The organism is Aeromonas enteropelogenes (assembly GCF_000819845.1).
Classification (GTDB): domain Bacteria; phylum Pseudomonadota; class Gammaproteobacteria; order Enterobacterales; family Aeromonadaceae; genus Aeromonas; species Aeromonas enteropelogenes.
In genome coordinates this window covers 372353-385648 of record NZ_CDCG01000037.1, presented here as the reverse complement: position 1 = coordinate 385648, position 13296 = coordinate 372353, and the positions used below count along the sequence as shown (strand labels likewise).

The following is a 13296-nucleotide window of genomic DNA, read 5'->3' as shown; positions in this document are numbered from 1 at the left end:
CTTCTGCCGCCACGCCATAGGGCTTGGCCATAAAAAAACGCCCCGGCAGGCGGCGGGGCGAAAAGCGGATCATCCTTGAAGCACCATGAAAAGTCAGTAGCCGAAGCGGGTCGCCTCAAAACGGTTGAGCAGGCGATGGATGAGGTAGCAGGCGAGCAGGGTGGCGACGATGGCAAACAGTATGCTGCTCACCCGGTAGAGAGCGCTGAACACCAGATCGTTGCCCGGGGTCAGGTACTGGCCAAACAGGATCCCCAGGGTGGTGAGGGCGCCGAAACCGACGCCGGAACCGCTTGCCTCCTTCACATGGGCATGGCTGAACAGCATGGCGCCGAACCAGAGCAGGGGCGCGACCAGGATCAGCTGCCCGGACCAGTCATAGAGCAGCAGCTGGCCGATGAGGCCAAAGCTCACCCCGAGCAGGGTGCCCATGGCCCGCTTGCGGGCATAACTCAGGGCGCCATTCCAGTGCATGGGAAACAACAGCAGCAGGGTGGTGGCCTGGGCCGACATGGAGTCGCGCAGATCGAAGGCCTGGAACACCAGGAAGGAGAGGGTGGCGATGCTGGCTCCCAGCAGCGCCTCGTGGCGCATTCGGTACGGAGCCTTGGGGGCAGCCGCCGGCGTCGGGCGTGGCTCCACATCCGGGAGCAGGGCCGTCATCAGGTAGGCGATCAGCACCGACAGCACGCTGGCCCACAGGTTGTTGAGGATCAGGTCGTTAAGATCGGTCTGGGGATAGCTGGCAAAGTGCAGCATGATGCTCAGACTCAGCACGCCATTGGCACCGAACAGGAACAGGCTACCCCGGGACATGGCGGCAAAGCGATAGAGAAACAGCAAGAAGACCAGGAGGGTCATCAGCGCCGGGTGGCTGCCAAACAGTCCCCCAAGCAGGCCCACCTCCACCCCGCAGACGATGGCGGAGGCGATCAGCTGGCGTGCCGCATGACCATTCATCACCGGCACCATGCCCAGCAGCAGGACGGGCGTCACCGTGTAGAAGACGCCATAGTTCCAGCCGAAGATCTTGCAGAGCAAGAACCCCGTGGTGCTGCCAAAGGCGATGCGCAGGCATTGGCGCAACTCGTTGCCGGTCAGGGGCCTGTGCCACAGAGTCATGGTCGCTACCTTAATAGATGTAGTGCAGCAGGCTGAGCAGATGGATCTGGGCGCGAGCCAGCATGGCGGTCAGGCCGTTGTCCGGCAGCAACTGCACGGTGGCGCGGGCGCCGGCCGGCAGATGGCTGGGCAGTTGCTCCAGGGTCAGGTGCAGGCGCAGGCGTTGGGCATCCCGCACCCAGCGATCCGACTCCACCGGAGCCGCCAGGGTGCCATTGGCATCGAACTGGCCGGCGCTCACCCCGGCGTCCAGGCTGCTGACCCGGGCCGGGTAGAGTTCGCCTGGATTGCCGTCGAAGGCGACCAGTGCCCGGGTCTCATCTCCCACATGGCGCAGGCTCTTCTCGCGAAAATCGGCGATCACGTCCACCTGATCCGCCACCAGCGCCAGCAGCGGACCACCCGCCGTCGCCATGCTGCCCGGTTTGAGTTGCAGGTTGGTGATGATGCCATCCTGATCGGCATGAACCCGGCTGTAGGCCAGCGCCAGTTCGGCCTGGGCCAGCTTGTTGCGCGCCTGGCGCAGCAGCAGGTTGTCCTCACCGCTGGCACCGCGGCTGGCCCTGATCTCGTCCCGTTTCGCCTTGCTGGCCGCCAGGTTGGCCCGGGCGTTGCGCAGGGCGCTGTCCGCTTCGTCTTTTTGTTGCAGTGACACCATGTGGCGCTGGTAGAGGGAACCAATCCGCGCAGCTTCCCGTCCCTTCTGGCTGGCGAGGGCCTCCTTGGCATTGATATCCGCATCGGCGGCGGCCAGGGCGGCATCCAGCTCGCTGTTTTGTTGCTCGGCCTGATCCAGGGCGAGCCGGGCCTGTTCCACCGCGAGTTCAAAGGGCACGGGATCCAGGGTAAAGAGCAGATCCCCTTTCTTGACATGCTGGTTGTTGTGGACGGCCACTTCCACCACCTTGCCGCTGACCTGGGGGGCCAGCTTGGTGACGACCCGGGTCGCCATGGCCTGGGGGGTGAGGGGCATCAGCAGATCGGCTACCAGAAAGTAGGCAAAGAGGATGACGAAGCCGGCCATGGACCATCTGATCCAGCGAGCAAATTGTTGATCCGGGGTCATTTTACTCTCCTGCTTTAGGGTGTTTCTGGTGGTCGGCCAGTTGCTCGTGGTGCCACTCGATCCTGCCGAGGGCATTGGCCGAGATGCGCTGCACTATGGCTTCAAACTGGCGCAGGCTCTGTTCATCTATGCCGACCAGCAGCTCCTGGCGAACGCGCATGATGCGACCGGCAATCTGGTCGAGCAGGGCCTGGCCCTCGACGGTGACGCAGACGATGCGAGCCCGTTTGTCCTGGCTGCAGCAGTGGCGTTCGATCAGCCCCTGTTCCTCCAGCTGGCCCAGGGTGCGCATCAGGGAGGGCAGCTCGATCTCGAGGGCGTCGGCCAGGGTCTTCTGGCTCACTTCTCCCCCCATGCGGGAGAGTTTCCACAAGGCGGTCCAGCGAGGATGGGTGAGGCCCAGGGGCGCGAGCTCCAGATCGGCGGCGGTGCGCCAGAGTCGGTGCATACGGGCTATCTGTTCGGCGAGGGAGAGCTCGCGCAACCTTTCCAAATCCTTCACGTCGGTCACCTCAGTTTACTTAGCTTGCTAAGCATTATATTTATTTAGCAGGCTAAGTAAATAGTGTGATGTGGATCATCTTTTGGCGCAGGGTGGCAGGTGAGCCTTGAAGTGGTGTCGATAGAGTCTTTTTTTTGCGATGATACGGACAGAGGAAAATAGTGACTCATTATTTTCAGCGTATTTTCATGTCTATCGTGCAGCTTGTTTTTTATTCGCTAATATTATTCAGGTCTGGATCAGGGAGGCATTTTGCGATGGAGAAATATGAGGTGGATGGGGGATATCTGGTACTGGATCGCCTGTTAAGCGATGCAGAAAATGCATCTGGATTTCATGCGGGAGCGGGTTGGGAGAGTAGCGAAATATGTCATGAATTTGACCCTGCCAATATTCCTGTGTTGCTGGCGGAATAACTGGAGCATCTATATCTGCTCGAATGAATAAACCGGTATGCAGGTATTGGCCGGTTTGTTCTGGCTCTCTCTCACGCACTCATTTTCCCATCACCTTTCCCGCGCTCTGCCGACGGGAGCGCTGGCTCCCTGTATGGCGATACGGCCTGGATGACTGTCTGTTGCTGACGAGAAGAATCTGGGGTCGCCATACTCCTCTTTATTATTGTTGGGCCTGGCGTCCTGATTGGCACTGGCAGTTGCTCCGGTTTCTCACAGGTGAATGCTGCATGGAGGAATAATGTGAAAGGCTGGCTGCCTGGTTGCCATGCCCCGGTGTCGGTAAAGCATGTCGGGATGGGAGCCGTGGTGTTTAAGTTTTTAATGTTTTTATATGATTTTGTCGCTTGGTTAAATGACGACAGGGATGACACGCAATAGAGTGCAGGATGAAACACACGCAGTATCACAATAAATGGCGACCCCGCACGGGGTCGCCAATAATATCCGCCCGGTGATATACCTGCTCCGTACGAGGGATACTGCCATCATAGAGCCGCACGCGTCGAAACGCTGGCATCCATGATTGACCCTGCCTCCCAGCATCCGCACTATTGGGTGGCGTTCTGACGTTGTAAGGTTTGTGCATGAAACTTCGCCACCAACTGGTGACCCTCTCCCTCGGCTTGTCCCTGCTGCTGATCCTCATTCTGGGCTCGCTGCTCGCCCTCTTCATCCGTCATCTGCTGGAGAGCAATCTGGAGGAGAAGGGGGGTGATCTGGCCCGCATCATGTCTGCCGACCGCCGGGTGGTCGCCGCCCTGCAACGCGGTGAGGATCCCGCCCTGCGCGACTATGTGGAAGGGATTTGCCGGCGCACCGATGCCACCTACATGGTAGTGACCGACGAACATGGCCGGCGTCTGAGTCATCCTAGAGCCGAGCTGATCGGCCAGCAATTTCGCGGCGAGGATATCTGGCCTGCCCTGCAGGAGCGGCGCAGCTACTGCTCCCGTGACGAGGGGACCCTGGGGCTGGCGATCCGCTGCTTCTCTCCGGTGATCGGGGCCGATGGCCGTCCCATGGGGGCGGTCGTGGTGGGTTATCTGATGACGGCGGTGGAGGGCATCTATCTGCAGCGCATCTCGCTGCTGGTCTGCGCCATCGCCGCCGTATTCGGTTGCGCGCTGGTACTGGCATTCTGGATGCAGCAGCGGCTGCGCAAGACCCTGCTCGATCTGGAGCCCGAGGCGATCGTGCGCCGCTTCACCCTGCAGGATCTGCTGCTCGAATACATCACCGAAGGGGTGATAGCGCTCGATGACAACGGCAACATCAGCATGATCAACAGCACCGCTTGCTACCAGTTGCGCCTGCCCGGCACGGGTCGCCATGCCCTCCTGGGGCAGTCGCTGGCCGAACTGGTACCATCGCTGGCCCCTTGTCTGACGCAGGAGGGGGGCGAACTCAGCTTCGCCATCCAGGGGGAGCCCTTTGTCGGGCGCTGGCAGGTGGTCAATGGCCGGGCACCGTGGCGGCTGTTCATCTTCAGTCGTCCCGAAGTGGCGGCGAGTCTCGGGGTACAGGTGACCCACCTACGCCAGTATGCCGAGATGTTGCGAATGCAGAGCCATGAGTTTGCCAACAAGCTGAGCAGTCTCTCCGGTCTGCTTCAGCTTGGCCACGTGGATCAGGCGGTGGAGCTTATCCAGCAGGAGAATGAAGCCTGCCAGACCATGCTGCAGGAGTTGTTGCGGCTCATCGACAACAAGCCGGTGGCCGGTCTCATCCTCGGCAAGTTCAGCCGTGCCAGGGAGCTTGGGGTGACGCTCGAGCTCGACCCCGATTCGTCGCTCGGGGAGTACTCCGCCTCGGTCTCGGCGGATCTCATTACTCTCATCGGCAACCTGCTGGACAACGGTCTGCAGGCCGCCTGGCGCAACCGCCAGCAGTGCCCCCCCAGGGTGCTCTTGTCACTGTGCGATGTGGGGCGCCGGCTGGTGATCGAGGTGGAAGACAGTGGCGAAGGAGTTGACGAGGAGCTGGCCGATCATCTGTTCGATTACGGGGCGACTCGCCAGAGCGGTGATCACGGGGTGGGCCTGTTCCTGGTCAAGGAGACGGTGGGGCGACACCAGGGTGTGATAGAATGGCGGCGAACTGCCGAACGGACCACATTGTTTGGCATCTATTTGAATAAAAACCAGTTAATGTGAGCCATGGACCCAATAATCACGCTTGTTATTGAAGATGACGATCGGATCGGCGCCATCCTGTCGGAACTGGTGGCGGCGACCCCGGGGTTTTCCCTGCTGGGGCGGGCCGGCACTCTGGCCCAGGCCGACGAGATGATGGCCGGGGTGGTGCCGCAACTGCTGCTGGTGGATATCTCCCTGCCCGATGGCTCGGGTCTTGAATGGGTGAACCGCCTGCGCAGTCACAACCGTGAAGCCTATGTCATCATGGTGACTGCCTCCCGCGAGGTGGAGACCATACAGCAGGCGCTCAATCTCGGGGTGCATGACTACATCATCAAGCCGCTGCGGCTGTTTCGCATCCAGCAGAGCCTGGATGAGATCCTGCAACTGCATCGCAAGCTGTGTGAACGGGGGCGGCTGGAGCAGGAAGATCTCGACAAGCTGCTGGGCAAGGGGCGACCCCAGGCCAGGGAGATGCGCATTACCCCCAAGGGGATTGACAGCATCACCCTGCGTCAGGTGCTTGAGTTGCTGGCAGGGGAGCCTGACAGCGTTTTCTCCACCGATACTGTGGCGCTGCGCCTCTCCCTGAGTCGCACCACGGCGCGCCGCTATCTGGAGTATCTGGAGTCGGAAGACAGAGTGGATGTGGAGCTCAACTATGGTCAGCGGGGCCGGCCGGAGCGCCGCTATCGCTGGCGTCGGGATAGCTGATCTGCCAGCTCGCCATGCATACACAGACGAATATTCAGACAAAAGGGAGCCGAGGCTCCCTTTTTTACTGTTTGTGATCCCGTGTCCTTGCGAGGGGAGCGCCGTTTTCATGCCTCTTGGGCAAGGGTGGGGCGGACTCTTGGCTGGCGCTGGGCGAGCATGACGCCCCCCAAGATGAGGCTGCCCCCCAGCAGGTGATAGCCGTGGATGGGCTCCCCCAGGGTGATGACAGCGATCAGCGCCGTGCACAGTGGCATCAGGTTCATGAAGACCGAGGTGCGCTCCGCCCCCAGGCTGGCGAGGCCGCGCATCCAGCAGTAGGCGGCAAACAGGGAGGAGGCGATGCCGGCGAACAGCACCATGCCCCATCCCTCCCTGGGCACCGCCAGCGACTCGGCGCTGAGGGCGACCGGGACCAGCAGCAGGACCGCCAGCAGGATCTGCAGGTAGAGGTTGAGCCAGGGGCCGAACGGCAGTTGCCAGCGGCGGATCAGGAGGCCATAGAGCGCATAGCTGGCGGCCCCCAGCAGCATCATGCCATCCCCCGGGTTGATGCCGGTGTGCAGCAGCGCCTGCGGCTCGCCCTGGCCGAGCAGCCAGAGCACTCCGAACAGGGAGAGGCTCATGCCGAGCAGGGCCTGTCTGCCGGGGCGCTGACCGAAGAAGAGCGCGCCTTGCAGCAGGGTCAGCAGGGGCAGCAGGGAGCCGATGACCCCCATGTTGGTGGCCGAGGTCGAGTGGGCGGCGTAGTAGGCGAGGCACTGGTAGAGCACCATGCCGAGCAGGGAGAGCACCAGCAGCTTGCCGAACCAGGGGCGGATCTCGCTGCGCCGGCGCCACAATGCGGGCAGGCAGAAGGGGCTCAGGGCCAGAGCGGCGATCACCCAGCGGTAAAACGAGATGGCGGCGGGATCCACCACGCCGGCGGCGGCCTTGGAGACCACGGTATTGGCGGCCCAGATCAGGATGGCGAGCAGGGGGAAGAGAATAGGCATAGGCACTCCTTGAGTCGATGGCGAGAGTCTAGCCTTGTCTTGAACGATGCAAGTAGCGTAAATAAGACATCTCATAACCGGTTTGGGACATTCTCCATGGGTGACCTCACGATGGCCGAGCAGGATCGCCTGCTGGCCGCCCCCAATCCTCTCTACTTTCGCTATAGCCAGATCCAGGGAGGCAACGCCTGCGCCGAGCACGCCCACCCCTGGGGCCAGCTCAGCCTCATCAGCCTGGGGGTCATGGTGGTGGAGGTGGCGGGGCTGCGGCTGGTGGCGCCGCCCGACTACCTTATCTGGGTGCCGGCCAACCTGCCCCACAGCGCCTTCAACGAACAGACCCTGGACTACACCTCCATCTATGTGGGACACACCCTGGCAGAACGCCTGCCAAGGGAACCCGTGCTGCTGGCGCTGACCCCCCTGCTGCGCGCCCTGCTGGAGGACTTCACCCAGCGCCGGCTCGGTCATATGGAGGATGAGTGGGACCGGCGCCAGGGCGAGCTCTTCATCGAGAAGCTGGCCCGTACCCGCTGTCAGCCGAGCTATTTGCCCCAGAGCCGTGATCGCCTGCTCGCTCCCTTGTTGGCGGCGCTGCAGGCCGCGCCGGAGGACAACCGAACCCTGGCCGAGTGGGCCAGTGTCTTGCACACTACGGAGCGCACTTTGGCGCGACGCTGCCAGAAGGAGCTCGGCATGAGCCTCGGCCAATGGCGTACCCGGCTGCGCATGGTGCGAGCCCTGTCCTGGCTGCGCGGCGAGATGCCGGTGCAGGAGATCGCCTGGCGCCTCGGCTACACCTCCACCTCGGCTTTTATCGCCATGTTCCAGCGCGAGCAGGGCTGTGCCCCCCAGCGCTATCGTCAGCAGCTGGGTCAGCCCGGGTGATCCCTGTGGCAGTTGGGAAGCGTTCGACGGAAAAAAGAGAGGGCGCCTTACAGGCGCCCTTTTTATCAGCGATGGCCGGTTTAGAAGAAGCCGAGGGGGTTGATGCCGTGGCTCACCAGCAGGTTCTTGGTGTTCTGGTAGTGGTCCAGCATCATCTTGTGGGTCTCGCGGCCTATCCCCGACTTCTTGTAGCCGCCGAAGGCTGCGTGGGCCGGGTAGGCGTGGTAGCAGTTGACCCAGACCCGGCCGGCCTGGATGCCGCGACCCATGCGCCAGGCCAGGTTGCTGTCGCGGGTCCACAGGCCCGCCCCCAGGCCGTACTGGGTGTCGTTGGCAATCGCCAGCGCATCCGCCTCGTCCTTGAAGGTGGTCACCCCGAGGGCCGGGCCGAAGATCTCCTCCTGGAACACCCGCATCTTGTTCTGGCCGTGGAAGATGGTGGGCTGGATGTAGAAGCCCCCTTCCAGCCCGTTCACCTTGGCCGCGCCGCCGCCGATCAGCATTTTTGCCCCTTCGCCGCGGCCGATCTCCATGTAGCTCAGGATCTTGTCGAATTGCTCGCGGGACGCCTGAGCGCCGACCTGGGTGGCAGTGTCGAGGGGGTTGCCCTGCACGATGGTGCGGGCGCGGGCCAGCACCCTGTCCATGAAGTCGTCATAAATACTTTCTTGCACCAGGGCGCGGGAGGGGCAGGTGCACACCTCGCCCTGGTTGAAGAAGGTCATCAGCATGCCTTCCACCGCCTTGTCGATGTAGCTGCTCTCGTGCTGCATCACGTCGGCGAAGTAGATGTTGGGGGACTTGCCGCCCAGCTCCACGGTGGAGGGGATCAGCTTGTCGGCGGCGCAGCGCAGGATATGGGCGCCCACCTCGGTGGAGCCGGTGAAAGCGAGCTTCTGGATCCGGTTGCTGGTGGCCAGCGCCTGGCCCGCCTCGGCGCCGAAGCCGTTGACCACGTTGACCACGCCGGGGGGCAGTATGTCCTTGATGAGATCCATCATCAGCATGATGGTGACCGGGGTCTGCTCGGCGGGCTTGAGCACGCTGCAGCAGCCGGCGGCGAGCACGGGAGCCAGTTTCCAGGCGGCCATTAGCAGGGGGAAGTTCCACGGGATGATCTGGCCGACCACGCCGATGGGCTCCTTGAAGTGGTAGCTGACGGTGTTCTGATCCAGTTCGGCGGCGGAGCCCTCCTGGGCACGGATGCAGCCGGCGAAGTAGCGGAAGTGATCCACCACCAGGGGGAGATCGGCGGCCAGGGTCTCGCGCACCGCCTTGCCGTTCTCCCAGGTCTCGGCGATGGCGAGCACCTCGATGTTCTGCTCGATGCGATCGGCGATGCGCAGCAGCAGGTTGCTGCGTTCGGTGACGCTGGTCTTGCTCCAGCTGGCGAACGCCTTGTGAGCGGCGTCCAGTGCCAGCTCGATATCGGCGGCGTCGGAGCGGGCCACCTCGCAGAACACCTTGCCATCCACCGGCGAGATGTTCTCGAAATAGCGGCCGGCGCGCGGCGCCACCCAGTCACCACCGATGAAGTTGTCGTAACGGGACTTGAAGCTGACCAGGGCACCTGCCTGACCGGGAGCGGTATAAATCATCTCATCATCCTTATGTGTGTGGTCCTGACCGGCCCGATAAAGGGGCTGGTTGCCACGGATATCGCAAAGGGCGTGCCAGAGGGTCTGACCAGCGCCTCAAAAGTTACAAAAACGTTATCAAACGGGATGTGGCAGCGTATCTTGGTTAACCAGTGACCCCGGCTGTGACCATGAAACTGTGCCATTTCTGGACAGTGGTCGTGACAGTCGTGCCATTTGTGAACAGGAGGCGTGATGAGCGAATTTCCCCAATCCGGCCCTATCCAGCGCTCCTGGCAGCGCTGCCTGCATCAGGGGTTGAGCCGCCAGCAGAGCGCCGAGCTGGATCTGTTGCCAAGAGGAGAGCTCACGGCGAGATTGGAGGGGCACAGGGAGCTGATTGCCTGCTTTGAGCGTTTCGTGCTGCCGCTGTTTGGCCAGCTGCTGGCGGGGCGACCCTGCCGCCTGTTGCTGTGCGACGCAGAAGGGGCGATTCTGGCCGCCAGCGGTGACGACGGCTTCGCCCGCCATGCCGAGCGTATTTTTCTGCGCAGCGGCGCCCGCTGGGGAGAGGGGAGCAAGGGCACCAACGCCATCGGCACGGCGCTCGCCGAGCAGAGCGAGGTACAGGTGCTCGGTGCCCAGCACTTCTTCGCCCAACACAGCTTCCTGAGTTGCAGCGCCTGCCCGCTGCTCGGGCCCGACGGCAGACTGCTCGGGGTGCTCGATATCTCCACCGAGGCGGCCCACCACGGCGGCGATATGCTGGGCACGGTTCGGCTGTTGGCCATGACCCTGGAAAACGCGCTGCTGGCGCGCCAGCCGGGCTGGCTGGTGGATCTCGAGCCCCAGAGTCTTTGGTCCGCTCGCCTGCTGCTGGGGGAGGGGGGCGAGCTGCTCGGTGCCAACCGGGCCGGCCGGCTCTGGCTTGGCCAACACTCCTTCGATGGCAAGCAACTGCTGCGCGAGGGACGCGGCTTGCGGCTGGTGCCCGAGCCGGTCGAAGGGCCCTCGCCGCTTCCGCCATTGGGGAGCGGGCGGGAATCCTTGCCAGAACCTTCACAGGTACCGCTCAAGATGCTGGAGCGCGGCATCTCCCTGCTTATCGAAGGGGAGACCGGCAGTGGCAAGGAGCATCTGGTGCGAGCGCTGCATAGCCAGTCGAGCCGCCAGGATAAACCCCTGGTGTGCGTCAACTGCGGCGCCCTGCCGGCGGATCTGGTGGAAGCCGAGCTGTTCGGCTATGTGGGCGGGGCCTTTAGCGGTGCCCGCAGCCAGGGCAGCCAGGGCTATCTGCGCGCCGCCCACGGCGGCATCCTGATGCTGGACGAGATCGGCGAGCTGCCGCTCTCGGCCCAGACCCGGTTGCTGCGGGTGCTGCAAGAGCGAGCCGTCACCCCGGTCGGCAGCACTCGCCCCGAGCCGGTAGATTTCTGGCTGGTCAGCGCCAGCCACCGGGATCTGGCGGCCATGGTGGCGGCCGGCAGCTTTCGTGAGGATCTCTACTACCGCATCTGCGGCTGGCGTCAGCAATTGGCGCCGCTGCGCGACTGGCCGGCCCACGAGCGGCGGGCACTGATCCTGCGGTTGCTGACCGAGATGGATCCGGCGCTGCAGCTGACCCGGGAGGCGGAGCAGCAACTGCTGGCTCATCCCTTGCCCGGCAACGTGCGCCAGCTCAAGCAGGCGCTGGAGGTGGCCTGCGTGCTGGCGGAGGGACAGGGCTGGATTGAGCCCGCCCACCTGCATCTGCCAGCGGTCGTCTCTGCGCCCGCGCTGGTGCCTGTTCCGCCATCCACTTCAGTGACTGCGGGCATCACCAGCTTGCGCGAGCAGAGCCGGCAACGGGTGCAGCAGACCCTGGCGGATTGTGGTGGCAACGTGAGCGAGGCGGCGCGCCGGCTCGGCATCAGCCGCACCACCCTATATCGGGCATTGAAAGCATGTAACTGATGGAATTTTAAGTATTTTCAATTAATTGCATGCTTGTTCCCGCCATCCTTTGTATCATGTCGGACCAGAACGGCGCTGAACCATGAGTGGATTCAGTGCGACCCTGCCCCGTTGGGCAGCTGCGTCAATCGTGATGCCAGGCTAAGCATGACCTCTTCCTACATTCGTCTTGTCGACCGCTCTTTTCGCGCCCTGCTGGGGCTGACCCTTGCCGTCATCCTGCTGTTCGAATTCGGCCCGGAGCGGGTACTGGATCTGCAGGAGTGGCCCGTTATCGTCACCGTGCAGCGGGCGGCGGATGTGACGCCGGAGCAGGCGCGCTATCTCTCGTCGCCGGAAGGCAAACCTGGCGTGCAATGCATCCTGCCCGCCCGCCAGCACATAGTGCCGGGCTGCAGACTGACCTTGCCCCTGACGCTCCCCGATGAGGGGATCGATCTCGCCCGCTTCGATACCCTGCATGTGCGCTTGAGCGTGACTGGCGAAGGAGGTCAGGATTGGCGTCTCTATCTGCGCAATCATGATCCGGCCAGCGATCTGCCCGAGGATCCCCTTGCCCCCAAGTTCAACGAGATCATCTTTCGTCCGGCGGATTATGGCAGGCTCCACAAGGTGCCCCTTGACGTGTTCGCACCGGCAACCTGGTGGATCAAGCAATACAATGTGCCGCTGCAACAGCAAGGGCCTGACTTGCACCGGGTCTATGCCATCGAGCTCGCCGCCGGTTACGATATGCAACCTGGCACACACGGGGCCATTATCGAGGAGTTGCATTTTCATGGCCCCTGGCTCGATGCCAGCCTCTTCTATCGCCTGATCCTGGCGGTCTGGTTTATCTATGGCTGCATCATACTGGTGGCCAACCATCTGCATATGAAACAGCGCCTGCAGCATGCCCATCAGGCCAGACTGGCGGCGGAGGAACACAATCGCACCCTCTGTGAGGAGAGTCGCCGCTCCCGCGAGGAGGCTACTCATGATCCCCTGACCGGCGCCTTCAATCGTCTGGGCGGAGAAGAGCTGCTGAAGGGGTTGGGTGAGCGCGCTTTTTCCCTCATCTATCTGGATGTGGATCACTTCAAGCAGATCAACGATGGCCATGGCCACCCGGTGGGGGACGAGGTGCTCAAGCATCTGGTCAGCCAGATCCTGCGCCACTGTGATACTTTCTGCCACCTGGTGCGCTGGGGCGGGGAGGAGTTCGTGCTGATCTGCCTTCACTACGATCAGGAGCAGGCTTGCGCACTGGCCGAGCGGCTGCGCCTGATGCTGGCGGCGGATCCCCACTGGCCCGAAGCGCTCAGGGTGACCGTCTCGTTCGGGGTGGCCGAGCGCGCCGGCGATCCGCTGGAGCAGGTGATCCGGCGGGCAGATGCCGCCCTCTATCAGGCCAAGCAACGGGGCCGCAACCGGGTGGAGACAAGCTCGCCAGTCTCTCCCTCCATACTGACGACAAGGGAAACAACATGACGGGACAAACAATCGGTGCTCTGACCCTGCTGGTGGCCGACTACGACGAGGCCATCGCCTTTTTTACCCGGGGGCTTGGCTTTACGCTGCTGGAAGACACACAGCTTGACGAGCCGGGCAAACCGGGCAAGCGCTGGGTGCGGGTCGCCCCGGCGGGCGGGCAGGGCTCGGCCCTGTTGCTGGCCCGCGCGGCTACCCCGGAGCAGCAGGCCGCCATCGGCCGGCAGGGCGGCGGGCGGGTCTTCCTGTTTCTCGAGACCGATGACTTTTGGCGGGATTACGAGCGGATGCAGGCCCATGGCGTGCATTTTTGCGAGCAGCCGCGCAGCGAACCTTACGGCACAGTGGTGGTATTTGAGGACATCAGTGGCAACCGCTGGGATCTACTGCAACGCACGGCTGCCAACTGAATCTGA

Annotated in this window: 12 protein-coding genes; 7 read left to right on the top strand and 5 right to left on the bottom strand. The window is 63.0% G+C overall.

The window, feature by feature from the left end; all coding sequences use genetic code 11:
- Positions 1 to 93: 93 nt before the first annotated feature.
- Genes BN1123_RS14550 through slyA form a run of 3 tightly spaced genes read right to left on the bottom strand, consistent with a single transcriptional unit; the run spans position 94 to position 2690 of the window.
- Positions 94 to 1122: a DUF2955 domain-containing protein gene (locus BN1123_RS14550; protein WP_042027836.1), complete on the bottom strand. Its 1029-nt coding sequence runs from the start codon at positions 1120 to 1122 to the stop codon at positions 94 to 96.
- A gap of 10 nt (positions 1123 to 1132) precedes the next feature.
- Positions 1133 to 2188 (bottom strand): HlyD family secretion protein, encoded by a 1056-nt coding sequence (locus BN1123_RS14545; RefSeq protein ID WP_042027834.1) that lies wholly within the window; start codon positions 2186 to 2188, stop codon positions 1133 to 1135.
- A gap of 1 nt (position 2189) precedes the next feature.
- Positions 2190 to 2690 (bottom strand): transcriptional regulator SlyA, encoded by a 501-nt coding sequence (gene slyA / locus BN1123_RS14540; RefSeq protein WP_156130617.1) that lies wholly within the window; start codon positions 2688 to 2690, stop codon positions 2190 to 2192.
- Between the two features lie 257 nt (positions 2691 to 2947).
- Here slyA and BN1123_RS21710 point away from each other — a divergent pair, with 257 nt between their 5' ends.
- The 3 genes from BN1123_RS21710 to BN1123_RS14530 all read left to right on the top strand — a co-directional run bounded on the left by BN1123_RS21710 (position 2948) and on the right by BN1123_RS14530 (position 5997).
- Positions 2948 to 3106 carry a hypothetical protein gene (locus BN1123_RS21710; protein WP_197064520.1) on the top strand — a complete coding sequence of 53 codons (159 nt, stop codon included), beginning with the start codon at positions 2948 to 2950 and terminating at the stop codon, positions 3104 to 3106.
- Between the two features lie 626 nt (positions 3107 to 3732).
- Positions 3733 to 5301 (top strand): ATP-binding protein, encoded by a 1569-nt coding sequence (locus BN1123_RS14535; RefSeq protein ID WP_042027833.1) that lies wholly within the window; start codon positions 3733 to 3735, stop codon positions 5299 to 5301.
- Positions 5302 to 5304: 3 nt separating this feature from the next.
- Positions 5305 to 5997, top strand: a complete 693-nt coding sequence (locus tag BN1123_RS14530; protein ID WP_042027829.1) for a response regulator — start codon at positions 5305 to 5307, stop codon at positions 5995 to 5997.
- 107 nt (positions 5998 to 6104) lie between these two features.
- Here BN1123_RS14530 and BN1123_RS14525 read toward each other — a convergent pair whose 3' ends face one another.
- Positions 6105 to 6992 (bottom strand): DMT family transporter, encoded by an 888-nt coding sequence (locus BN1123_RS14525; protein WP_042027828.1) that lies wholly within the window; start codon positions 6990 to 6992, stop codon positions 6105 to 6107.
- Between the two features lie 96 nt (positions 6993 to 7088).
- Here BN1123_RS14525 and BN1123_RS14520 point away from each other — a divergent pair, with 96 nt between their 5' ends.
- Complete coding sequence (locus BN1123_RS14520) at positions 7089 to 7880, top strand: AraC family transcriptional regulator (RefSeq protein WP_042027826.1); 792 nt, start codon at positions 7089 to 7091, stop codon at positions 7878 to 7880.
- Positions 7881 to 7960: 80 nt separating this feature from the next.
- Here the strand turns inward: BN1123_RS14520 and exaC are convergent, their stop codons facing one another.
- Positions 7961 to 9478, bottom strand: coding sequence for an acetaldehyde dehydrogenase ExaC (exaC, locus tag BN1123_RS14515; RefSeq protein ID WP_042027824.1), 1518 nt, complete (start codon positions 9476 to 9478; stop codon positions 7961 to 7963).
- A 234-nt stretch (positions 9479 to 9712) separates the two neighbouring features.
- Between exaC and BN1123_RS14510 the strand changes: the two genes are divergently transcribed.
- From BN1123_RS14510 to BN1123_RS14500, 3 genes are all read left to right on the top strand, one after another.
- Positions 9713 to 11410 carry a sigma-54-dependent Fis family transcriptional regulator gene (locus tag BN1123_RS14510; protein WP_042027823.1) on the top strand — a complete coding sequence of 566 codons (1698 nt, stop codon included), beginning with the start codon at positions 9713 to 9715 and terminating at the stop codon, positions 11408 to 11410.
- A gap of 147 nt (positions 11411 to 11557) precedes the next feature.
- On the top strand, positions 11558 to 12880 hold the full coding sequence (locus BN1123_RS14505) for a GGDEF domain-containing protein (RefSeq protein ID WP_042027820.1): 1323 nt from the start codon (positions 11558 to 11560) through the stop codon (positions 12878 to 12880).
- Positions 12877 to 13290 (top strand): VOC family protein, encoded by a 414-nt coding sequence (locus BN1123_RS14500; RefSeq protein WP_042027819.1) that lies wholly within the window; start codon positions 12877 to 12879, stop codon positions 13288 to 13290. Before BN1123_RS14505 ends, BN1123_RS14500 begins: the two co-directional genes overlap by 4 nt.
- Positions 13291 to 13296: the final 6 nt, after the last annotated feature.